This is a genomic window from Plebeiibacterium marinum (genome assembly GCF_026013615.1).
Lineage (GTDB): Bacteria > Bacteroidota > Bacteroidia > Bacteroidales > Marinilabiliaceae > Saccharicrinis > Saccharicrinis marinus_A.
Genome location: NZ_JAPDPI010000001.1, coordinates 171286 through 194625, shown reverse-complemented (window position 1 = coordinate 194625; position 23340 = coordinate 171286). Strand labels below are relative to the sequence as shown.

Annotated in this window: 18 protein-coding genes; 16 read left to right on the top strand and 2 right to left on the bottom strand. The window is 33.0% G+C overall.

Annotated features, from left to right (window positions below; all coding sequences use genetic code 11):
• Positions 1-17: 17 nt before the first annotated feature.
• The 9 genes from OM074_RS00800 to OM074_RS00760 all read left to right on the top strand — a co-directional run bounded on the left by OM074_RS00800 (position 18) and on the right by OM074_RS00760 (position 9417).
• The gene (locus OM074_RS00800; RefSeq protein ID WP_301197360.1) at positions 18-1130 is read left to right on the top strand and encodes a hypothetical protein; all 1113 of its coding nucleotides are present in this window, start codon (positions 18-20) and stop codon (positions 1128-1130) included.
• An 81-nt stretch (positions 1131-1211) separates the two neighbouring features.
• Positions 1212-2165 carry a sugar-transfer associated ATP-grasp domain-containing protein gene (locus OM074_RS00795; RefSeq protein WP_301197359.1) on the top strand — a complete coding sequence of 318 codons (954 nt, stop codon included), beginning with the start codon at positions 1212-1214 and terminating at the stop codon, positions 2163-2165.
• Complete coding sequence (locus OM074_RS00790; protein ID WP_301197358.1) at positions 2165-2770, top strand: GNAT family N-acetyltransferase; 606 nt, start codon at positions 2165-2167, stop codon at positions 2768-2770. The genes OM074_RS00795 and OM074_RS00790 overlap by 1 nt, the downstream gene beginning before the upstream one ends.
• Positions 2771-2797: 27 nt before the next feature.
• Positions 2798-3751 carry a GNAT family N-acetyltransferase gene (locus OM074_RS00785; protein ID WP_301197357.1) on the top strand — a complete coding sequence of 318 codons (954 nt, stop codon included), beginning with the start codon at positions 2798-2800 and terminating at the stop codon, positions 3749-3751.
• A 23-nt stretch (positions 3752-3774) separates the two neighbouring features.
• Positions 3775-5082, top strand: a complete 1308-nt coding sequence (locus OM074_RS00780; RefSeq protein WP_301197356.1) for a polysaccharide deacetylase family protein — start codon at positions 3775-3777, stop codon at positions 5080-5082.
• A gap of 8 nt (positions 5083-5090) precedes the next feature.
• Positions 5091-5672, top strand: coding sequence for a sugar transferase (locus OM074_RS00775; RefSeq protein WP_301197355.1), 582 nt, complete (start codon positions 5091-5093; stop codon positions 5670-5672).
• Between the two features lie 134 nt (positions 5673-5806).
• Positions 5807-6763 carry a hypothetical protein gene (locus tag OM074_RS00770; RefSeq protein ID WP_301197354.1) on the top strand — a complete coding sequence of 319 codons (957 nt, stop codon included), beginning with the start codon at positions 5807-5809 and terminating at the stop codon, positions 6761-6763.
• Positions 6764-6774: 11 nt separating this feature from the next.
• Positions 6775-8223 (top strand): MBOAT family O-acyltransferase, encoded by a 1449-nt coding sequence (locus tag OM074_RS00765; RefSeq protein WP_301197353.1) that lies wholly within the window; start codon positions 6775-6777, stop codon positions 8221-8223.
• A 45-nt stretch (positions 8224-8268) separates the two neighbouring features.
• Positions 8269-9417, top strand: a complete 1149-nt coding sequence (locus OM074_RS00760) for an aminotransferase class I/II-fold pyridoxal phosphate-dependent enzyme (protein ID WP_301197352.1) — start codon at positions 8269-8271, stop codon at positions 9415-9417.
• Between the two features lie 34 nt (positions 9418-9451).
• Here the strand turns inward: OM074_RS00760 and OM074_RS00755 are convergent, their stop codons facing one another.
• Positions 9452-12493 carry a right-handed parallel beta-helix repeat-containing protein gene (locus OM074_RS00755; protein ID WP_301197351.1) on the bottom strand — a complete coding sequence of 1014 codons (3042 nt, stop codon included), beginning with the start codon at positions 12491-12493 and terminating at the stop codon, positions 9452-9454.
• 286 nt (positions 12494-12779) lie between these two features.
• Between OM074_RS00755 and OM074_RS00750 the strand changes: the two genes are divergently transcribed.
• On the top strand, positions 12780-14207 hold the full coding sequence (locus OM074_RS00750) for an MBOAT family O-acyltransferase (protein WP_301197350.1): 1428 nt from the start codon (positions 12780-12782) through the stop codon (positions 14205-14207).
• 1 nt (position 14208) lies between these two features.
• The gene (locus OM074_RS00745; RefSeq protein ID WP_301197349.1) at positions 14209-15249 is read left to right on the top strand and encodes a hypothetical protein; all 1041 of its coding nucleotides are present in this window, start codon (positions 14209-14211) and stop codon (positions 15247-15249) included.
• 22 nt (positions 15250-15271) lie between these two features.
• Here the strand turns inward: OM074_RS00745 and OM074_RS00740 are convergent, their stop codons facing one another.
• Positions 15272-16141 carry a hypothetical protein gene (locus OM074_RS00740; RefSeq protein ID WP_301197348.1) on the bottom strand — a complete coding sequence of 290 codons (870 nt, stop codon included), beginning with the start codon at positions 16139-16141 and terminating at the stop codon, positions 15272-15274.
• A gap of 235 nt (positions 16142-16376) precedes the next feature.
• On the opposite strand from OM074_RS00740, the gene OM074_RS00735 reads away from it, so the two are divergent.
• From OM074_RS00735 to asnB, 5 genes are all read left to right on the top strand, one after another.
• On the top strand, positions 16377-17681 hold the full coding sequence (locus OM074_RS00735) for a T9SS type A sorting domain-containing protein (protein WP_301197347.1): 1305 nt from the start codon (positions 16377-16379) through the stop codon (positions 17679-17681).
• A gap of 173 nt (positions 17682-17854) precedes the next feature.
• On the top strand, positions 17855-18649 hold the full coding sequence (locus OM074_RS00730; RefSeq protein WP_301197346.1) for a hypothetical protein: 795 nt from the start codon (positions 17855-17857) through the stop codon (positions 18647-18649).
• Positions 18650-18918: 269 nt separating this feature from the next.
• Positions 18919-20823 (top strand): polysaccharide biosynthesis protein, encoded by a 1905-nt coding sequence (locus OM074_RS00725; RefSeq protein WP_301197345.1) that lies wholly within the window; start codon positions 18919-18921, stop codon positions 20821-20823.
• Positions 20824-21009: 186 nt separating this feature from the next.
• Positions 21010-21246 (top strand): acyl carrier protein, encoded by a 237-nt coding sequence (locus tag OM074_RS00720; RefSeq protein ID WP_301197344.1) that lies wholly within the window; start codon positions 21010-21012, stop codon positions 21244-21246.
• A gap of 88 nt (positions 21247-21334) precedes the next feature.
• On the top strand, positions 21335-23287 hold the full coding sequence (gene asnB / locus OM074_RS00715) for an asparagine synthase (glutamine-hydrolyzing) (protein ID WP_301197343.1): 1953 nt from the start codon (positions 21335-21337) through the stop codon (positions 23285-23287).
• The last annotated feature ends 53 nt before the right edge of the window (positions 23288-23340 follow it).

The window sequence follows — 23340 nt, the reverse complement described above, 5'->3', positions numbered from 1 at the left end:
CATTAAATATATTCCCTATGAACTTTAAAGAGATAATTAAGACCAATCTTAAAAATATACCAGGAAAACATATAAAAAAAAAATATGTGGTTATTGAATGTGATGATTGGGGAGGGATTCGTATGCCTTCAAAAAAGGTACATGAAAAAATAATTAAATCAGGTTTAAATATTAAGCCTAGTAGGTATGATTATGATACATTAGCCAGTTCAGAGGATTTGCAAATATTATTTGAGTGTTTGGAGCAGGTAAAAGATAGTAAAGGAAATAGTGCTGTAATTACAGCAGTTTGTAACATGACTAACCCTGATTTTGATAAGATCAAGGAGTCAGGATATAAAACATATTTCTACGAACCCTTTACACATACCCTGGAAAAGTACTACGATAATAATGTATTTAATATATGGAGGCAGGGGATTGATAGAGGAATTTTTTTTCCAGAATTGCATGGACGCGAGCATATTTCGGTTCAGGTTTGGATGGAGGAGCTAAGGCAGGGTAATGAAGAATTACGAACTGCATTTGATCATGGCTTTGTTTCACTTTGCTTATCAAATATACATAAAGAAGTTCAGGGGTTTAGGCCAGAGTTTTTTTTTGCTTCAGAGCATCATATACCTTTTTTAAAACAATCAATATTTGATGCAGTAAAAATTTTTGAAACCACTTTTGAATTTAAACCAGAAGTATTTGCCCCATCAAATCTTGTATTTCATCCAATTTTTGAAAAAAGTTTAGCAAAATCAGGAATAAAGTATTTATATGTTAATCGCAATATGACTATTCCCGATAGTAGAGGTTCAATAAAAGTAAAAAAGTACACACCTGGCAAAAAAACAAATGATGGATTAATATATTATACACGTAATTGTGTATTTGAACCTACAGAAAAGAATTATAGAGGTATTGAATATACCTTAAAACAAATTGAAGCATCTTTTAGGTGGGGGAAACCTGCTAACATAAGTACTCATAGGGCAAATTTTATGGGAACAATATGTAAGGAAAATAGGGATGCGGGGATTAGTGAGTTGGAGAAACTTCTTAAACAGATTGTGAAAAAATGGCCTGATGTAGAATTTGTTACATCCAGGGAGGCAATGAATAATTATTTTTACCTATTGTAAGTTTTTAAACGCATTAAAAATATTTAAATGAGTTTGTTTAGACGGTTCATGTATTTATGCTACTACCTTAAGCAGGGGGAGTTGAAGAAGACAAAAAAGTTTTCAGAATATGTTGCAAAGCTAAAAGGTAAACCTCGTTTGCTTATCATTTTTCACTCAATTATTGATGTATTTAAATTTAATATATCAATAAAAGATTATTACCAATTTCGTTTTTATAATTTAAAAAGAATTGAGAAGAGTAATTGGGCTGGGTCAGGATTTATGTATGAGTTCCAATTAAAGATGAATCCAAGGAAAAATAGATCGGTATTAGAAAATAAAATTGAGTTTTTAAATCTCTATAAGGAATTTATTAGGAGGAAATATTCTACTCTTGATATGATTCAATCTAATATAGCTTCTTTGCAAGAGTTCATAAAAAATGGTTCGAAAAAGTTAGTGCTTAAAGGTTCTAAGGGACAGGTAGGAGCAGAAGTTGAGGTCATCCAATGTTCTGAATATTCACCCCAAAGCCTGGTTGAATATATGAAGGATAGTGATTTTGATATGGTTGAGGAGTACGTTGTTCAACATGATGAACTAATGAAGCTATCTCCTTCAGGTTTAAATACAGTTAGAGTTTTTACTCAGTTAAATAATGGCAAAGTTGACTTTTTAGGAGCAAGGCTTAGAGTTACTGTTAATTCGCCAGTAGATAATATGGCAGCAGGAAATATTGCTGCTCCTATTGATATGGAATCCGGTGTTGTGTGTGGAGCTGGAGTTTTTAGTGATATAATGAAGGATGATGTTGATATTCATCCAATAACTGAGGTAAGTATAAAGAATTTTCAGATTCCATTTTGGAAGGAAGTAGTTCAAATAGTTGAACGAGCAGCTCTTTTTAATCAGGATAATAAATCAATTGGCTGGGATGTTGCAATAACAAATGCGGGACCAGAGTTAATAGAAGGGAACCATAATTGGTGTAAAACTTTATGGCAATTACCTGTAAAAAAAGGTTTGAAGAGTAAATTATTAGCATACCAGTAATGGAAAAAATCTTGATCTTTGTTAAACATCATTTCGCTATTTTGTGGCGTATCCTTGAAGGTGTTAATGATATAATATTTAGAGTTGTTTACCAGGGAGAATTGGATAAAATACTTGAAGAGGTTTATAATAGAAATAATACAGAAGAGTATACTTTTAGATCACTTGGTAGAATAGATATTTCGGATTTATTTTATTTGATTGATAATCAGAATGAAAAGGATTTGAGATACTTTAGTCCTCATGGCTTTGATATAGTATCTCTTCAAAAGCAACTTAATAAAAGTGCCTTTTTAATGATGGGGGTATTCTGTAAGGATCAACTGGTTGGTTATTTCTTTTTGCGTTTTTTTTGCAATAAAGAATGTTTCGTGGGGAGACTAATTGATAAAGATTTCCGAGGAAAAGGAATCGGGGAGTTAATGAACAATATTATGTATACTATATCGTGGAATATGGGATTTCGTTGCTTATCCACAATAAGCAAAAATAATACAGCAGTAATTAGTGCACATAAGAAAAATACTGCGATGGTTGTTATAAAGGAACTATCGAATGATTACTTATTAGTAGAATTTGTGCAGAAATGTAAAGTTGATAATTAATTGATTTACTTGCCTGAATAAAAAAGAATGAAGATATCAAAATATACTAATAGCATTTTCGAACAACCATGGTGGTTAGATGCTGTAGCGCAAGGTAACTGGAGAGAGATATTGATTGAAGAAAATGAGGAAGTGATTGCCAGGTGGCCAATTGTAGAGTATAATAAAATGATATGCATGCCAATTTTAACTCAAACTTTAGGATTTTGGATGTGTAATAGTATCGTATCTACGGATAGACATTTGAAAAATCAGAGAATTATTGTTGATAAACTATTAAAAATGGTTCCGGAAAGGTCAGAAGTAAGTATTTGTTTGGATACTAATAATAAAGATTTTATGCCATTCTATTGGAATTATTATAAGATTACTCCAAAAGTAAGTTATCGCCTCAAAGATATTAGTGATGTAGATATTGTATTTAAAGGCTTTTCTGGAAATGTTAAAAACAGTATAAAAAGAGCGCGTAAAAAACTCGAATTAGTACATAGTGAAGATTTGGATCTTCTTTTGTATTTATTGGATAAAACCTTTGCTAAACAGAATATGGGAAATCCTTGGTCCAAAAAACTTATTAAAGATATTTATAGTGCAGCAAGAGAAAATAATGCGTGTAAAATGATCTTTGCAAAAGATAATGAAGGTAATATTCATTCTGGAAATTTGTTTATTTATGATGAGAATGTTTTCTACAATTTAATTTCAGGAACAGATCCTAAATATAAAAATTCAGGCGCTGCAGCTTTATTATTATGGGAAGGAATTAATATTGCTTCAAATATCTCTAAATGTTTTGATTTTGAAGGTTCAATGATCAAAGGGATAAATAGTTTCTATAGCCAATTCGGTGGAGCTCAAGAAGTGTATTTTCATGTTTATAAGGACAGAATCAGTAATACTAAACATAAAATAAATCTTTTGAAGAATAGGCTAAAGACTGTTATAAAAAAATGGATTGGGTATAATAATAAATATAAATAATAATACGAATATTAAAGTTGTTTATGTTGCATATTACAATTCCTGTAGATAATATTAATGAACGTTGCTATATTCTAGGTGTTATATTCAGACAATTCCTGGGATTAGAATATTCTATATCAGCGAATGAATCTAATGAAGGTTATTCAATTGGTTTTAATGGAAGTTTGATTCTTTTTAAGGATCATTTCTGGGGTAATTTAAGGAAGGAAAAATCTTATCTTAATAAAAATGCAATTCCCAAAGACGTAAAATTATGTAAGAATAAGTATATCGTTGAAAAAGATATACCAGTTTTATTTGGTGATGAAGAAATGACTATTACAGATGAAACTTTAGTTTGCGGAATCGATATATTTGCTTCGTCTTTTTTTATGCTTTCCAGATGGGAAGAATATTTGGGAATGAATAATGATGACCATGGTCGATTTCCCGGGAATCAAAGTTTATTAGGGAAAAACAATCTTCTTCACCGACCAGTTGTAAATGAGTATGTTGAGATGCTTTGGAATATGTTGGTGGATTTGGGATACAAAGGCAAAAGAGTATACAAAGAATTTCAGCTTTCATTAACACATGACGTGGATGCTTTAACATATTCATCTTATCGTACTGTATTGGGGGATTTAATCAAGAGGAGAAATCTATTGTTAGCGGCTAAAAATCTTGGATATGTTTGGGGGAAAGATCCTTTCGATACATATGAGTATTTAATGGAGGTGAGTGAAAAATTGGGACTTAAATCCCATTTTTATTTTATGTCTACAGATAGTAAGCAACCTTTTGATACGAGTTATTATATCAAAAGAAAGAAGTTTTTATCAGTGGTAAATAAGATAAAAGAGCGGGGACATATTTTAGGATTTCATCCGGGATATTATACTTATAATAATATGGAAAGATGGGAGTATGAAAAAGATATGATTGAGAATGCCTTACAGCAAAAGGTTTCTGAAGGGAGGCAGCATTTTTTAAGAATGGATATGCCAAAGACACTTTCTATATGGGATAGTTGTGGAATGCACATTGATAGTTCTCTAGGATATGCCGATATAGAGGGATTTAGGTGTGGTACTGGAGATGAATTTACCGTTTTTGATTTTATAAACAGAAAAGAATTAAAATTAAAGGAGCGTCCTTTAGTAATTATGGATGGTACATTAAAGCAGCGTAGGAATTATTCAATAAATAAATCAAAGGAAGTTATTAGAAATTATGTTTCAATTGCTAAAAAGTATCACATGGGTCTCACTATATTATTTCACAATTCAAGCTTTTTTGGATATTGGGATGGATTTTATGATGTTTATAATGAATTGCTAAATGTATAAGGACAAATATGATAAAGCGTATTTTTGATATTGTGGCATCTTTTATTGGACTTTTATTTCTATGGCCGTTGTTGTTAATTATTACATTTTTAATAAAATTAAGAATGCCAGGTCCCGCTTTGTTTGTTCAAAAAAGAGTCGGTCGGTACGGGAAATTATTTAAGATTTATAAATTCAGAACAATGATTGTTTGCCATGGGGGAAATACTATTTCTGTTAAAGGTGAAGATAGAATTACTCCTTTGGGGGCGGTATTAAGAAAATTTAAACTTGATGAACTCCCAGAATTATATAATGTATTAATTGGAGATATGAGTTTTGTCGGTCCCAGGCCGGATATGCCCGAATATTATGAAAGACTATCCGGCGAGGAGCGAAAAATATTGGAATTGCGTCCGGGGATAACAGGACCGGCTTCTTTAAAATATGCTAACGAGGAAGAAATATTAGCCTCAGTGGATGAGCCAAAGACTTATAATGATGAAGTGATCTGGCCTGATAAAGTAAGTATTAATTTAACATATTATTATAACAATTCACTATTTACGGATATTAATATAATACTTAAAACAATTTTTGGTTTTAAATAGGTCGGTATTTAGTGTGAGAAATATTATTGCTTGCCGCATAATTGATGGAATAAGAAAGGGATTTTGTTTCTATTAAATACCTCCGCACTAATTTTGTGCTATTTTATAATTGATTATGCTTCTAAAATCTTATAATGAAAAAGTTTATTGAGCGTTTACTTTTATTTACAGTTTCATTGTTTTTTGTTTCTATTTTTATTGATTCACTGCTTTCAATTAAAATAAAAGAAATTCATGAGTATCCTGGGGAATATGAAGTATGGAATGATATTTATAGCGAAGAATTAGATGTGGATGTAGCTGTTTATGGATCGTCAAGAGCTTGGGTTCATATTAATCCGAATCAGATATTAGATTCAACAAAACTAATGTGTTATAATTTTGGTGTTGATGGCCAAAATTTCAATATTCAATTTCTTAGACATAAAGAATACATCGAACGGAATAGACCCCCAAAAATGGTTATTTTATCAATAGATGTGTTTTCCCTAGCTAAAGCAAAGGATTTGTATGGATTAAATCAGTTTTTGCCATATATGCTTTGGGATTGGGATATTTATCAATTTACAAGATCATATAATGGATTTTCATTTTTAGATTACGTCTTACCATTAGTAAGGTATAAAGGAAAGTCAGATCTTTTATTAAAGCTTTTCTCTAATAATGAAGATAAAGTCAGGACAAATGGATATCTAGGTATGGAAGAAGACTGGAATGAGGATTTTAATATAGCAAAAAACAAATATGAAAATTTTGAAATTCAGATAGACCCAGAGCTTGTGGATTTGTTAGAAGAGTTTATTAAAGAATTGAAGCGTCAAAATATTTTGTTAACGTTTGTGTATACCCCAGAATATATCGAAGGACAGGATTTTGTGAAGAACAGGGAACATATTTTCGAAATATATAACCAATTAGCAAATAAATATGATATTCCATTTATTGATTATTCTAATAGTTTTTTGAGTTACAATAAAAGTCTGTTTTATAACGCCAGTCACTTAAATATAACAGGTTCTACCATGTTTACTCAAGTCCTCATTTCTGATTTAAAAAAAACATTTAGTCAAATCAATAACAACCAACACTAGAACATACATCAATGTTATTTAATTCTATTGATTTTGCCATATTCTTGCCAGTTGTCTTTATATTATACTGGTTTGTGATTAATAAGAGCCTGAGATTTCAGAATTTACTAATTGTAGCAGCTAGTTATCTGTTTTATGGATGGTGGGATTATCGATTTCTTTCATTAATATTCTTTAGCACATTAGTTGATTATAGTGTAGGGCTTAAACTAAAAAATGAATCTAAAGTATCACGCAGAAAAGTACTATTATGGATTTCAATTCTGGTTAACCTCGGGTTTTTAGGATTCTTTAAATATTATAATTTTTTTCTGGATAACTTTATTACAGCCTTTAAGTTTTTAGGAACAGATATTAAAGCTAATTCATTGAATATTATTTTACCTGTAGGGATAAGCTTTTATACATTTCAGACTTTAAGTTATACAATTGATGTTTATAGAAAAAAACTTGAGCCAACAAAAGATCTTATTGCGTTTTCTGCATTTGTTAGTTTCTTTCCTCAATTAGTAGCAGGTCCAATTGAACGAGCTACACATTTGTTACCTCAGTTTTATTATAAACGTGATTTTGATTATTCAAATGCCGTAGACGGAATGCGACAGATTTTATGGGGGCTGTTTAAAAAGATTGTAATTGCTGATAATTGTGCAGAATTTGCAAATTTAATTTTTAATAATTCAGAAGCATATTCGGGTAGTACCTTATTACTTGGTGCCTTTTTCTTTGCGTTTCAAATTTATGGCGACTTTTCAGGTTATTCTGATATTGCAATAGGAACTTCACGTTTATTTGGATTTAGTTTAATGCAAAACTTTAATTTTCCTTATTTTTCAAGAGATATTGCCGAGTTTTGGCGTCGCTGGCATATATCTTTGTCAACATGGTTTCGTGATTATCTATATATACCTTTAGGAGGAAGTCGTGGCGGAATTTGGAGTAAGGTGAGAAATACCTTTGTTATCTTTATTGTTAGTGGTTTTTGGCATGGAGCAAATTGGACCTTTATTGTATGGGGTGTACTAAATGCCATCTATTTTCTTCCTCTTTTGTTAGCAAAAAAAAACAGAAGCAATTTGGAAGTGGTTGCAAAAGGAAAAATTCTTCCATCAATACGTGAGTTTACTTTAATGATGGTCACTTTTAGTCTGACTCTTATTGCATGGGTGTTTTTTAGGGCTAATGACATCTCGCATGCCTATAGCTATTTGTTGAGTATGTTTTCTGTGACAATTTTTTCTGTCCCAATGTTTTTAGGGATGAAAAAAGCTTTGTTGGTTTTAGTAATAGTAATGTGTTTTCTCCTAATAGAGTGGAAAGGCCGCTCATGTCAATATGCAATTGAAAAACTTTGGGTTGATTGGCATGTGTTATTAAGGTATACTATATACTCAATAATTATTTTCATGATTGTAATTTTTAATGGAAGTGAACAGGAATTTATTTATTTTCAATTTTAAATTGTAGTTGTGTGATAATTCCCTAATCTTAAATATTTTAATAGTATGTTAACAAATGAATTAAGAGTATTTCTATCACCTCCGAATATGTCTGGTAATGAACAGAAATACATAAATGAGGCATTTGATCAAAACTGGATTGCGCCATTGGGTCCTAATGTGGATGCATTTGAAGAGGATTTATCAAGTTATTGTAATGTCAGAAGTACTGCTGCTCTAAGTTCAGGAACTGCAGCATTACATTTAGCAATGATATTATTAGGTGTTAATTCTGGCGATGAAGTGATGGTATCTACGTTTACGTTTTCGGCAACTGTTAATCCAATAGTATATCAGGGAGCTATGCCTGTCTTTATTGATTCAGAAACTACAACATGGAATATGGATCCTGAATTATTAAGAGAGGCTTTGATGCACAGGAAAAAGAATGGAAATCTTAATAAAGTTAAAGCAATTGTAGTTGTTCATCTTTATGGAATGCCTGCCAAGATGGCTGAAATCATGGAAATTTCTGAGGAATTTGGTATTCCGGTTATAGAAGATGCAGCAGAAGCTTTAGGTAGTACATATAGTAATAAACCACTTGGATCGTTTGGTAAAATGTCGATACTTTCTTTTAATGGAAATAAGATTATTACTACTTCCGGAGGAGGAGCTCTTTTGGCAAATGATGATGAGTTAATCCGTAAAGCCAGGTTTCTAGCAACTCAGGCCAGGGATAATGCGCCACATTACCAACATAGCCATATTGGATATAATTACCGGATGAGTAATGTATTAGCTGGTATCGGTAGGGGGCAGCTTGAAGTAATTGATGAAAGAGTTAAGCAGAAGCGGGAGGTTTATTCATATTATTATCAACAATTATGTGGTATTGATGGTATAGAGTTTCTGGAAGAACCAGATGGTCGTTTCTTTTCAAATCGATGGTTAACAACGATGATAATTGATAGTAAAAAAATAAGAGTTAATAGAGAAATAATTCAGGAAAAATTAGAAAAAGTAAATATTGAAACACGGCCTTTATGGAAACCAATGCACTTGCAACCAATTTTTAAACATTATCCAAAATACCTAAATAGTGTTTCTGAAAAATTATTTGATGTTGGATTGTGTTTGCCTTCAGGTTCTGATCTATCGGACGATACTTTAGAAAGAATTTTAGGTCATTTAAAAGAAATATTAATAAAATAAAAAAAAGGGCCGTAATAGCCCTTTTTTTGTTTTATTAATTTTTTGATACTGGTATTTGTGATAATGAGCCCCCGTCTGTAATTTCAATTTTATAATTTCCCGTTGGGAAATCTATAAAGTCTATAACTATTTTGTTTGAAACTTTTTGGGGAGATATGGTCTTGTAGTGACTTGATTCGCTGGTTTGTAAGTTGATAATGTTTACTGTGATGTCATTTAATCCAGTATAATCAAAGAAGATTGCAAATAATCGTTTTGTTGGATTATTAGACGTTCTTTTTATAACAATATTGTTAGGAGGTACTGTTTGTGGCTTTGTAATTTTTATTGTTGAAGAAGTAGTTTTTGCATTATTATTGTCTGTAGCAATAGCTTTAACGAAGCTATTGCCCAACGGCACTCCAGTCCATTGGAAAGCCCATGGAAATGAGGATGACTGTCCAATTTTTATTTCGTCATTATAGTATTCTACTAAAGTTATTTCTCCATCTGAATCGGATACTTCTACTTCAATATTTACGGAATTGACTGATGCTTCAAGTACTGTTTCATTACTCGGAGAAGTAATACTAATAACAGGGCTAACATTAGCTACTGCAGTGTTTTTAGTTACTGTGATAACTGAAGAAGCAGTTTTTGCATTTAGATTATCTGTAGCTATGGCTTTTAAAGAACTAGTTCCGGAAGGAATATTATCCCATTGGAAAGCCCATGGAGATGAGGATGACTGTCCAATTTTTATATTGTCACAATAATACTCCACTAGAGTAATCTCGCCATCTGCGTCAGATACTTCTACTTCAATTTTTATTGAATTTACAGATTCTTCAAGCAAAGATTCATTGACCGGAGAAGTAATACCAATTTTTGGACTTTGATTGGCAATAATCGGTTTTCCAAATTCGAAAGCGCCAATATCGGGTGCTGTTCCATTATATGGCAATCCCACATAAGTTCCGGCATCAATTAAATCACTACCTTCAGCTAATTGAAATACGGTTATGTCAGGTAATGATCCATCAGATTTGCGTGGGGCTGTTAATTGTGAGATAATTTCCAAGGAATCAATGCTTACAAAATCGTCATCAGTAACAGTTACCGAGTCAGTAATCTGAAAATCCGGGTATCCATCTTTTACATCCCATGTATTATGACTCTCAGGATAAATAAGGCCAGGGTCACTCATGAGGACAACCCCATATGATCCCCCAATAGCACTTATGTCTGTTGATTTATATTCAAGATTATTCTTATATATTGCTGTACGAGGATTGTCTTTGGTTCCAACACCAGTTCCCCCGTATCCTTGAACACAATAATATGCAGTGTTGTTATAAAACAAGAAGTTTCCTCTCGGCTTGTTTTTTTCAAGCGTTCCAAACCCGCCATGAGCAAATGCTGCAACGCAATTTGAAACCGTTCCCATATGCACAGAATTTGGAGGATCGTAATATGGAGTACTACTTAGTTTAAAGCCATTGTGTTCCATTTTTTTATCCCCAAAGTATTCATATTCATTCATACCCGGCATAGCCCAGCATTGATTAATTCTCCATTCTCCTCCGTTGACCAATGAGGGATCAATAGCATCATCAGTATAGTTCCAGGCCCGGCAACCTTCCCAAGAAATATAGTTGCCTCTATAATGTATTGTCTTCCAGGCGTCAGCAGCATTTCCTGGGGTTGGGGATATGGAGTCACATAAATTATATACATCACAGTTAATAAAACGTGTAGTATCTTCGGGTGTATCCCAATAAGGATATACATCAGTATCCCCATCGTTATAGTGTGTTATCCAGGCCCCTCCATTCATGTAAAAACCTCTTTGTCCTATGTCGTGTAATATAATGTGTTCAAAAGTTAAATTCCGAGAATAGCCAGTTGAGATTGCTCCGTTTACCCCTTCACTGCATTGATAAACATTCCGAATCTCAAAGTCTTTAAAGTATAAATGTTCAGCGTAATTAATTGTGAGGGCACTATTGTATTTTATTTCCGTAGAATCACAATGGTATCTACAATCCAGAATTGGCCATTCACCAGGATAACCAAAATAACAAATAGGGTTTTCTTTAGTTCCGCAATATCCAACTCTGCCTTTCCAGTATTCGGGATCAATCCTTGTAGGTTCTGTGGTCAAGTATACCCCCCCTCTTATGTAAACCGTATCACCAGGCATTGCAACATCGATTGCTCTTTGCCATGTGGCGAACGGTTGATCATACGTACCAGGATTGTCGTCGTCCCCGTATACAGAAACATAATAATCCCCGCCAATATCACCAAATGTGTTATGGTCTTCTGTAACATCACTTGAAGAATTCCCCAAATCCTCTTGTGTTTTTTCAGAAGAATCACTAATGCCGTGCTTATTCATTAACCATTGAATAATGCTGATTTCATTAGAGTCAGAATCATCAATTCCCCTAACGATTAGTTCTTTTACTGAGCCATTTAATTCATTATGAGATAATAGTAATCTGACTGCATTAATAGAAGCATTGACTGTACCTCCAATATCGGGAGTGTTTGTATTAATTCTTACTGATGAAGATGTTCCATTAAAAGTAGCAGTAAGAACAACATATTTGTGCTTAGGTACCTTATTAGAACTAGAAGCATTTAGTTTTCCCCCATCAGAAACAGATCTAATTCCCCAAGATATTGAATCCCCATCTAAATATTCATAGATGTTAATGTCGTCAAAATCAACAATTTCATGGTAGCCACCACTATATCCATAACGTTTAAATACTAAATAAACAGTGATGGGTTGAGATAGTACAAAGTCAAGATTTTCTAATTGATCCAAATATGTGTCAAAGACGACACTATCTCCGCTAAATGTAGGCCTGTAATCTAGAGGAGAGGATGGTTGCCATAAATTGTAATTATTGCCACTTTTATCAGCCCACTCGTCAACATGGTTGCCACTAATTAATGTCATGTATTCTGATTCAGCAACATACCAGGCTTTTGTGTCTGGGCTTGACAATATGCTTGGCTCCGTTTGGGCAAATAAATTACTGCATAATAGAACCAAAAAAAATAATCCTAAAAATAACTTTTTCATAACTGTTGTGTTGTGTTTTGTGTTTTAATCTTTATCTCTATTCTTATATAATATATTTTTTTAAACAAGTCAATGTATTCATCAAAAAGATTACGTTGATAATAAAAATAGGTTTCGCTTATTTGTCATTGATTCAATGTAAAAGAACTGGTTTTATTCCCAAATCCAGAAATGTCATAAAAAATCCTATTTTATCCATTAATTTTTAAGGTTAATCAAATTTGTAATTATCCGGTTCTTCATTTTGTTAGATTTGAGATGAAATTTTAATTGACGATAGATTAGCATGGATATTGTTTCATTATATTTTATTTGCTTAGTATTTGTTTCTGCAGTTGTTTATTATTTATTAAACAGGCCTTATAGAAATTTGTTCCTAGTGATACTTAGTTGTGGTTTTATAGCTTCGTTGAGTATAGAACTACTTATATATTTAATTTTTTATTCTTTAGTAAATTATTTTTTAGCTATAAGGATTGTACAGGCAAACGTTAAAAGGAAGAAGTTATTATATAGAGCAGGAATAATAATAAATCTTTCACAGCTCATAATTTTGAAGTATACCAGTTTTACGATTGATCCCATACTTAGATTTGGAAATATAGATTTTGTTTTTAATAATCTGGAAAGATATATTATTCCTGTTGGGGTTTCTTATTTTACATTGCAGGCAATAGGTTATTTGATAAATGTAAAAATGGGTTGGGAAAAACCCGAAAAACGATTTGTAAATTTGTTGTTATACCTTACTTTTTTTCCAAAATTTATTTCCGGCCCGATAGAGAGATCAAAACATTTTTTTAAAGAACTTCATAGAGAAAAAGATTATGAAAAGGGGAGTGTTTCTATAGGATTGAAAACTATATTGCTTGGCTTATTTAAAAAATTAGTTATTGCCAATCATTTAGCTCCATTTGTTCAATTTGTATATTCAGATGTTGGGGATATAGGTACAGAATATATCTTATTGCTATTTGTTGTGCAGCCGTTGTATTTATATTTTGATTTTTCAGGGTATACAGATATTGCAATTGGAATGGCCCGTTTGTTTGGAATAAATCTACTGCCAAATTTCAATCGTCCATTTTTAGCCCAGAATATAACTAATTTCTGGAAAAGGTTTCATATTTCATTATCATCATGGTTTAATGATTATATTTTTAAACAAGTAAGTTTCAGAAGAAGGAAATGGGGAGTTTATGCATCGGTTTATGGGCTTGTTGTTACTTGGATGTTGTTTGGGATATGGCATGGCGCCGGATGGAATTTTATGATTTTAGGATTTGTTTTGGCACTCTCAATACTATTTGAATTTTTTACAAAAAGACAAAGAGGAATCTTTTTTTCTAAATTGCCCCAAAATGTAAGAGTTTGGTTAGGTAGAGGATTTACATTTGTTTTTTATGGATTTGCATTGAGTTTTTTCTTTTCTCCTAATCTAAATGTGACAATTTTGCTATTTGCAAAATTGTTTGAATTTAATTTTATTGGAGATTTTGGTATCTCAGTAATGCCATTGGTTTTTGGAGTTTCTTTAGCTTTAGGTTTCATACTTATTGAAGTTTTAGAAGAAGATTATAAAGTGACCTATAGCAAGATAAATAGTTATTGGGAAAGATATCGTACCGTTAGAATAATGGCATACTATATCATAGCTGTTTTTGTTCTTTCGGAATTGAGTGGAGGGTCTTCGTTTGTTTATGAAATGTTTTGATATGAAGAATAAATTAGGTAAAACAGAATTGTGGTCAGAATTAAAAAGGGTATTACTGTTTAGCCTTCCTTTTTTTGTGTTGCTTCTTCTTTATGTGATTATGGATCCGTTTATGGTGTTGTATGAGTATAAGGATTTCAATAAGAATACATACATCCATAAAAACTTGGATTTTATTTCTACAAAAAAGTATATGGTGAATGCAGATAGTTTATCATATGATTCTTTTATCTTTGGAGGTTCTACTGCTTTGTATATCAGTCCAAAAACCTGGAGGGAATATTTGGGTAAAGAAGATGAGCCTTATTCATTTATTGCATCAGGTGAACATATTAATGGGATCTGGTCAAAAATCAAATATATACATAGAAGTGGTGCTGATATAAAAAATACAATAATTGTATTGGATACAGAGGGTAGCTTTCATGAATTCATCAATGATAATCCTATATTTATGAAGCATTATAAAGTGTTTCCGTCTTCTGCGTTAATGTTTCATTATCTGACTTTTACTCAGTTTGTCAATGTTCGTTTTTTAAGGGCTTTGGTTCATTATGAGTTATCTGGAAATTTCCATGATTATATGGGGACATATTTAGTTTGGAAAGAGTGTTATTATGATAATATTTCAAATGAATATTATAATGTGGGTATTTTAGAGGAAATAAGAAATGATTCTATAGGATACTATAAAAGGAGACCGGGAAGTTTTGTGAGAAATCGATTAGAAAAAGAGCATTATATATCTCCACAGCTTAATGAGGAGTATGTTCAGAAACTAAAAGAAATCAAGCGTATTTTTGATGAGCATAGGACTGAATATAAAATAATTATAGGGCCAAATTATTATCAAAAGGTTTTTAATAAAAGTGATTTGGTGAAAATTAGAGCTGTTTTTGGAGATGATAATGTATTTGATTTTTCCGGACAAAACCACTTTTCTAAAGAGAAGTCAAACTTCTACGATAACGTTCATTTTAAAAAGTATGTAGGTGATCAGTTAATAGATATTGTATATTCACAAAACAAAGATGATAAATAAAGGAAGGGGATTATTCATAGGATTAAGATTTTTCTCCAGTTACTAAGGTTGATTTTCCTCCTGTTTTTAAAATGTCCAATATTCTTTGAAATAGTAATTTAGATGCTTTTTCTGCAAATTTTTTGTTCGGATGCGAATCTGTTTCTGATCTGGCAAAGTCTTCTTTAAAATATATTGAATCTTCTGTTTGGAGTGAATATAAGTCCCAGATATAAATGTTATCTTCTTTTATGTCCCAAGAGTTTACAACCCAATCGAAAAATTGTTTTGCTCTTATTGCTTCTTCTTTTGTTATTTGTGATTTGACTTGAGCAGCTCCAGTGAAAACAATAAAATTGTTGTTAGGATATTTGTGAAATAATTTTTTTAAAGCATCATACTGTAACTTATAATTGTCAAGAGTTCTTGTTTTAGAATTGATATCAGCAGAGTCAAGGTTCTCTTTAATGTTACATACGGGAAAGCAGTGTTTGATTATGATTGTCTTGTACTCTTTAGTCAAAGTTCTTAAAGTAGGCTCTTCCATGTAATTCTCATTATTGCCATTTTTAACCCAGATATTATAGTAATCGTATGGATAATTTTGCCAGCCATATGGAGAAAGTTTAGGAAAAGTTTTCTCTTCAATTTGATATTTGTACTCGTTTTTTGTGTTGTAGTTTTCAAATTGTTTTAGAACCATAGGTTTACCCTTTATGAAGTTCGCCAATTTGGAATTCACTTTTCTGGCTGCTTTGTATATAAAAGTTTGATCCTTACCTCCTTCGTAAATTATACGTCCAGTACTATGATGTAAAAGAACAATTTTCTCATCATATTTAATTTCGTTTTTTGAGCACGAGAATAGGAATAAAATTAATAAGAAAGCAAGTGTTGTTTTTGGTGTATTCATGGTTTATTTATTGTTAAGTGAATGATTTAGACTCATTGAGCTTTTTTCAAATATAATAAAATACAAGGTGATTTGATGTTGTTTTTTAATAAACAACGATATAATCGCCAATAGTGTAAGAAAAATAGATGTGTTATTAGGGGACAAATTCAATGGTTAATGCAATAATAGGATTAAATATTTTTTAAAGGAAATTAATTTGATTTTTAGGATCTACTCTTTTAAAGGTATTGACATGTTGTTTTTTATTGGATATATTGAGTTCTTTAATTTTTATGAATTCAATTATTTAACTATGTTAAAATTAAGGAAGTTGTTTTTGCTGGTTTGCATTGCACCAATATCAATTGTTTTACAGGGGCAAATTATTGCTGACCATAATGTTGTTGACGAATATGAAAATATTCCTAATCAGTACATAGAGAAGGTAAAGGAGATGTGGTTTGTTTTGGGAGGAGAATCTCATTCCCGGGCATATCGCAGAGGTTTGGAAAGTTTGGAGGCCTTGGATGCAACCTTTCAGGTGAATGCTACTGAAGCAGGCAATCCAGAAGCATACACAGATATGCATTTGCGTGTTAGTTCTGCTATGTGGGGAGATTACGATACACCAACTGGTTGGGAGTATTGGATTGGTGAAGAGGATTGGTGGACTAGTCAGGATGCTATTGATCAGGTGAAAACAGGATTATCTTATTGTAGTGCTATTAGTAATCCAATTAGTGTTATAGGTTTTGGATGGTGTTGGGACGCTTCATGGGGGGCGGCTTCAAGTGGTACCGACCCTGTAACAGGGAATCATTGGTATGGTGAGTTGGTTAATAGTCCTGGAGGAGTACAGCAATGGGGCTTAAGTGCTGATGATTTTGATGCAACAGGGAATAGTTTATGTATGGATAGTTATTTGACAGCAACGCAAGAGTATATCTCATATTGTGAATCTAATTATATTCCAACTCAAGTTATATTTACTACCGGTCCTGTTGATAATCCTGGATTTAGTAATGAGGCAATGTATCAGCAACATCTTAAATGGGAATATATTAGAGAGTATGTAAGGTCCGATGCCAATCGGATTTTGTTTGATTATGCAGATATCCTTTGTTATGATGATGATGGAAGTATGACAACCTCCTCCTGGAATGGCAATGAATTTCCAGTTATTACTCCAACAAATCTTGGGGATGAAACAATAGGTCATATTGGTGAAGCAGGGACAATAAGGATTGCAAAAGCAGTTTGGTGGATGTTGGCAAGAATTGCAGGTTGGGATGGGATTCCTACAGGTCAAGGAAAAGGTTTAATAGGTGAAGATAAAACTATAGTCTATAGGGCAGGAGATAAGATATGTGTGGAAATTGAAGGGACAATGAGCCTTCAGAAAATTAAAGTGCTAAACATTAATGGAAAGCAGGAGTTTCAAACGTTTTTAAAATCAAATAAATGTTATATAAATACGGATGGCCTGGCTGCAGGGATGTATTTTATTGTTGTTGAAAATTCATCAGGAAGTAAAGTTTCAAAGGTTGTTGTTAATTAGTCATTATTTTTGATTGATTAATCAAAAAAGAATTGACATTCATCTTTTATAGAAGGTTATTTGTGCAATGAATAATTAAGTAAGAATCGATCTTTTAGATACTTGCCTTATATAGAATAGTATACTATTGGTGAGTTCTTTTGTATACCGTTGAAAATGTAAATTATAAAGAGATGAGAAAAGTTTGGATATTAGCAATATCAATTTTAATTTTTGGATTGTCTTCTTGTGAAGACAATTCGACAGCTGTCGAGAGTGGAATTTCTGGTCTGGGGCAAAATAAAGGTAATATAGAAGTTAAAGAAAAGTTCGAATTGCCAGATGGGATATTTATTACTGAAGATATAACGGGACTAGCTTCTCCGGAGTCTGGTAAGGCCAATTTAAAAGGGACAGAATTATTTTATCTCCCATGTTATGGTAGTGGGAGTCAGGTTCAGCTTCAGCTAACACTTTTAAACACACGTAGTTATCCTATGGCTGTCTTTTTTCCAAAAGGATTGGTGTGGGAGTGCAAAACTGGTGGTTTTCAACATGGATTGCAAGTTCAGTGTGTTTGGGTTTGTTTGCAACCAAATGAGACCAGAACCATTAGGATTGACCTATATTGTGCAAATTTAACTTATCCTACTCCGGATCAGACCGGGATATACTCCATTTTAGGGGTCACAAGTTCTGATATTTTGTGGAAATTTTTAAATTGGATTGGCTGGCGAATGGTGAATTATGAAATGCTTGTTGGAAATGATGATTTGAAAAGTTCTCAGGTTGGGCCTTCTTATGAAGAGATTGTCAATAGATTTCAGGTAATTGTTCATAATTTAACTGATAGGGGATTGGGATTAAGTGATGATGATATTGCCTTTATTGAGAGTATACCTGAATTGCCTGAGGATAAGCGACCTGAAGTTGATGAAAATGGAAATTACCCTGACTATTTTGAGGAGTTTGTGGTTTCTTATGAATAGGTAATATTTAGTGAGAGTTTATTGATAAATAGAAATAATTATATTAATTAAAAAGGGGTTACAAGGTTAACTCCTTTTTTTATGGCATGAATTCAATCGTTCGTCATAAAAATTAAGCTCTCTATAAATTAAAAGACCTTGGATTAAGGAAAAAAGCTAAATTGTAAGGAGAAATGAATTGTTTAATTAAGGAAATGCAAAACCTGCATTATTTGTAATTTTTTAGAGACTTTTATTTTACAAAAGTTATAAGTAAAAACGTAGAGTTTATGAAGTCTATATTGTTGAATATTTTTAATGGAAGGATAGTTTCTCCCTGGTGGATATTGTTTATCGATGTTGGCATAGTTATTAATTCTTTCGTAATTGCTTTTGTTCTTAGATTAAATATCAATTTACCTTCTTATTCAGTCTCTGAAATGGTTCTAAACTGTACAATTGTGTCCAGTTTATACCTGGTTTCATTTCTGAGTTTTGGTTCCTTTAAGGGTGTAGTAAGGCATAGTAATTATAGTGAGTTTAAGAATTTGATTGTTGCATGCTTTGTTGCATTTAGTTCTTCTTTATTTATAAATGAACTTGTTGGTTTATTGTCAGATAGTTGGATTTCTACGCCTAGATTGGCCTTGGTTTTCCATTTTTTAATGACGTCTATGCTTGCTTTTGCATTCAGGATGTTAGTGAAAGAGACTTATAGCTCGTTGACAAAAAAGGATACATCTCAAAATGTATATGTTTACGGAGCTGGAGAAATGGGGCAGATAACCTTGGAAGCCATTAGGAACGATAGAGATAACCAATACCGGGTTGTTGGGTTTATAGATGATGATGCATCCAAGTGGAATATGGTTTTGCATTCCATACCTGTTATAAGTTGGGAGAAGGCAATGACCTTAAGCAGGGGGAAACAAGTGAACCTTGTGATTTTGGCAATTAACCATATCTCGGTACAGCGCAAACATGAAATCACAGCAGCATGTTTAGATATTGGTTGGAAACTGAAGGTGATGCCATCTGTAGGTAATTGGGTTAATGGTATTTCTAACCAAAAGCAAATCAGGGATATTCGTATTGAAGATATTTTAGGCCGGGATGAAATAAAACTCAACCTATTAGAAATTATGAGTGGGCTGGAGAATAAGGTCGTACTTGTGTCTGGGGCTGCTGGATCTATTGGTTCTGAAATTGTACGCCAGTTGTTGCGATTTCCGGTGCAAAAGATTATAATGGTGGATGTGGCGGAATCGGCACTCTACGACTTGCAGCAAGAATTGTTGTTGGCACACACTGATTCTCCGTTTGAAGTAATCCTGGCTGATGTTACAAATATTCAGAGAATGCAGGAGGTTTTTGGTACTTATAAGCCGCAACTTGTTTTTCATGCGGCAGCCTACAAACATGTTCCTTTAATGGAGCAATTCCCTTATGAAGCTATCCGTGTTAATGTTGGTGGTGTGAAAGTGATGGCAGATTTAGCAATAGAGTATGGTGTTGGGAAATTTGTTATGGTATCAACAGATAAGGCAGTGAATCCCACTAATGTTATGGGGGCTTCAAAACGGATATGTGAAATATACGTTCAGGCTCTGTCTCAACAAAATAACATACAGACTCAATTTGTAACAACCCGGTTTGGAAATGTATTGGGATCAAATGGCTCAGTGGTTCCATTGTTTAAAAAACAAATTGAAAGAGGAGGACCTTTAACTGTAACGCATAAAGAAATAACCCGTTACTTTATGACAATACCGGAAGCTTGTCAGTTGGTTTTAGAAGCCGGATTTATGGGACAAGGGGGCGAGATATATGTATTTGATATGGGTGAACCAGTTAAGATTGATGATTTGGCAAAAGAAATGATTCGTCTTTCTGGGCTAAAATTAGGGGAGGATATAGAAATCGCTTATACCGGTTTGCGGCCTGGTGAGAAATTGTATGAAGAGCTGCTTGCCAATAAAGAAAATACTTTGCCTACGCATCATGATAAAATTATGATCGGGAAAGTCCGCAGGCATCAATATGAGGAAGTCAATAGTAGTATAAATGATCTTCTCTTTGCATTGAAAATTGAGAGTAACCATCTTCTGGTTTCAAGAATGAAGGATATAGTTCCGGAATTTAAATCACAAAACAGCTGTTTTGTGTCACTCGATAAAGTAATGCCTGAAAGATAAAGATGTTGGCCTAAAAAAAAATGCGGTTTATCGATAATATCTTGGTATTCAACAAAGAATTTCAGGACATAACTTACTAAGTGTTATATTTAAAATCACTAGAATATATTTGGTAACCTTTAAGTGATAGGTATATAGGTTTATAATCTTGATACTTAATACTTAATACTTGATACTTATTAAAATATGAAAGATCAAATTAGAAATTTTATTGCAGAAACTACATTTAATGATCCATCAATTATTAAGGATGATACATTAATATTTGATGAAGGAATTTTTGATTCTATGGGTTTGTTAGGATTGATTAATTTTCTAGAGAGTGAATTTAATGTAGTAGCCGAAGATTCGGATCTACAGGAAGAGAATTTTGGATCAGTAGAGAGAATTGTTGCTTTTGTTTTAAGAAAGCAGGCAGCTTAATTATGTCATGGGTAGAATTAGTCATTTGCCATTAGTTATTGTGAGGATTTTCGTTAACTAATGACAAATGGCCATTGACTTATTTTAAATGTGCGGAATAGCCGGATTTATTTCCCAACATATAACCCCCGATGCAAAGCGAACCTTAAACGCAATGCTTACTCGGATACATCATCGTGGACCGGATGAGTGTGGTCTGTATTTATCTGATGAGGCATGTTTTGGTAATGTGAGGTTGAGTATTATTGACCTTGCTTCTGGGCAACAGCCTTTATGTACTCCGGATGGGAGGTTCTGGATTGCATACAACGGTGAGGTTTTTAACTATCCGGAACTTAAAAAGGACTTAGAAAGTAAAGGACATGTCTTTAGGACCAATTGTGATACTGAAGTAGTAGTTCATATGTATCAGGAGTATGGGGTAGCATGTCTTAATTTATTAAACGGACAATTTGCTTTTTCAATATGGGATACGCATAAAAAGGAGTTGTTTTTGGCTCGGGATAGAATGGGAATCAGGCCATTATATTATACCCGGCAAAAAGGTGAGTTTGTATATGGGTCAGAGATTAAAGCAATATTCGAGCATCCTTCTGTTGAACGGAAAATCGATTATAGGGGATTGCGGCAGGTTTATACTTTCTGGACTACTTTAACTCCTAATACTGCTTTTGAAGATGTTTTTGAAGTCCCGCCAGGTCATTATGCCTTGTATAGCCATGGGCAATTGCAGATAAAACCTTATTGGAATTTTAATTTTGATAAGAAGGTTTCATTAACCATAGAAGATGCTGTAGGGGAATTTAGAACCTTGTTTAAAGATGCTCTTTCATTAAGGATGAGAGCAGACGTTCCGGTTGCAGCATATTTAAGTGGCGGTTTGGATTCCACAAGTACTACCGCATTTATTAAGCAGATGTTTCCTGAGGCACTAAATACTTTTTCAATAGGATTTGAGGAAAAGGATTTTGATGAGTCAGATTTCCAGAAAGAGGTTGCAGATTATTTTAACACCCGTCATCATTCTGTGTCATTTAAAAATGACAATGTGGTTGATTTATTTGATAAAGTTATCTGGCATACAGAGATTCCTGTCCTTCGATCTGCTCCTTTTCCAATGTATAGGTTGTCTAAGTTGGTGAGAGATAATGGTATTAAGGTAGTTATTACAGGAGAAGGCGCTGATGAGATGCTTGGTGGGTACAATATCTTTAAAGAAACTATTATCAGGCATTTTTGGTCAAGAATACCTAATTCAAAAATAAGGCCCCTGCTGCTTAAAAAATTATATCCTTACATGCCCCAAATGCAGGGAGCAGGTAATAGCATGTTGAAGTTATTCTTTGGATATAAACTCCAGGAAAAGGATTCGCCGGCTTATTCACATTTGCTAAGATGGAACAATACTGGTAGGATTGTTAACCATTTGTCGGAAGACGTAAAATCCCTACTCAATGGGGAGAAATTAGTTGATTCATATGAATCACAGATCAAAAGCAGGATTGATGCTTATTCACCTTTAAATAAAGCTCAATATATAGAGTCAACAATTTTTATGTCGGGATATTTATTGTCATCTCAAGGAGATAGGGTTGCAATGGGTAATTCCGTTGAAGGACGTTATCCATTTTTAGATCATAGACTTATTGAGTTTTGTAATAGTTTGCCAGATGAGTTTAAACTAAAGGGTTTAAATGAAAAATTTCTTTTAAAAGAAGTTGTGAAAGATGTAATTCCGCAATCCGTTTTAAAAAGGCCAAAGCAAGCTTATAGGGCTCCAATAGCACAGGCTTTGCTAAATGATAAAAATGGATTTGTAGATGATATTTTAAATTCCTCAAGAGTTAAGAGTATTGGGGTTTTTAATAGTGAAAGTATTGGGAGTTTGTTGACAAAAATGCGAAAAAGTCCAACTATCTCGGAAATTGATAATATGGCTCTGATGGCTATGCTGTCTACTCAGGTTTTGCACGAGCAGTACATAGGAGGGTTTAGATATTTAAAAGATAGTGAGGTTCGCCAAGGGGTGGTGAGAAACTGAGCTGTTTTTAGCAGGTACTCCAAGAGCGACTTTGAGTCGCGCCCGGAGTAAAA

Coding starts and splice junctions, on each gene's coding strand:
- OM074_RS00760 (WP_301197352.1), top strand. CDS start 8,269: ATGTTAACAAATGAATTAAGAGTATTTCTATCACCTCCGAATATGTCT.
- OM074_RS00735 (WP_301197347.1), top strand. CDS start 16,377: ATGTTGTTTTTTATTGGATATATTGAGTTCTTTAATTTTTATGAATTC.
- OM074_RS00780 (WP_301197356.1), top strand. CDS start 3,775: ATGTTGCATATTACAATTCCTGTAGATAATATTAATGAACGTTGCTAT.
- OM074_RS00730 (WP_301197346.1), top strand. CDS start 17,855: ATGAGAAAAGTTTGGATATTAGCAATATCAATTTTAATTTTTGGATTG.
- OM074_RS00770 (WP_301197354.1), top strand. CDS start 5,807: ATGAAAAAGTTTATTGAGCGTTTACTTTTATTTACAGTTTCATTGTTT.
- OM074_RS00755 (WP_301197351.1), bottom strand. CDS start 12,493: ATGAAAAAGTTATTTTTAGGATTATTTTTTTTGGTTCTATTATGCAGT.
- OM074_RS00720 (WP_301197344.1), top strand. CDS start 21,010: ATGAAAGATCAAATTAGAAATTTTATTGCAGAAACTACATTTAATGAT.
- OM074_RS00785 (WP_301197357.1), top strand. CDS start 2,798: ATGAAGATATCAAAATATACTAATAGCATTTTCGAACAACCATGGTGG.
- OM074_RS00775 (WP_301197355.1), top strand. CDS start 5,091: ATGATAAAGCGTATTTTTGATATTGTGGCATCTTTTATTGGACTTTTA.
- OM074_RS00790 (WP_301197358.1), top strand. CDS start 2,165: ATGGAAAAAATCTTGATCTTTGTTAAACATCATTTCGCTATTTTGTGG.
- OM074_RS00745 (WP_301197349.1), top strand. CDS start 14,209: ATGAAGAATAAATTAGGTAAAACAGAATTGTGGTCAGAATTAAAAAGG.
- OM074_RS00740 (WP_301197348.1), bottom strand. CDS start 16,141: ATGAATACACCAAAAACAACACTTGCTTTCTTATTAATTTTATTCCTA.
- OM074_RS00765 (WP_301197353.1), top strand. CDS start 6,775: ATGTTATTTAATTCTATTGATTTTGCCATATTCTTGCCAGTTGTCTTT.
- OM074_RS00800 (WP_301197360.1), top strand. CDS start 18: ATGAACTTTAAAGAGATAATTAAGACCAATCTTAAAAATATACCAGGA.
- OM074_RS00750 (WP_301197350.1), top strand. CDS start 12,780: ATGGATATTGTTTCATTATATTTTATTTGCTTAGTATTTGTTTCTGCA.
- OM074_RS00725 (WP_301197345.1), top strand. CDS start 18,919: ATGAAGTCTATATTGTTGAATATTTTTAATGGAAGGATAGTTTCTCCC.
- asnB (WP_301197343.1), top strand. CDS start 21,335: ATGTGCGGAATAGCCGGATTTATTTCCCAACATATAACCCCCGATGCA.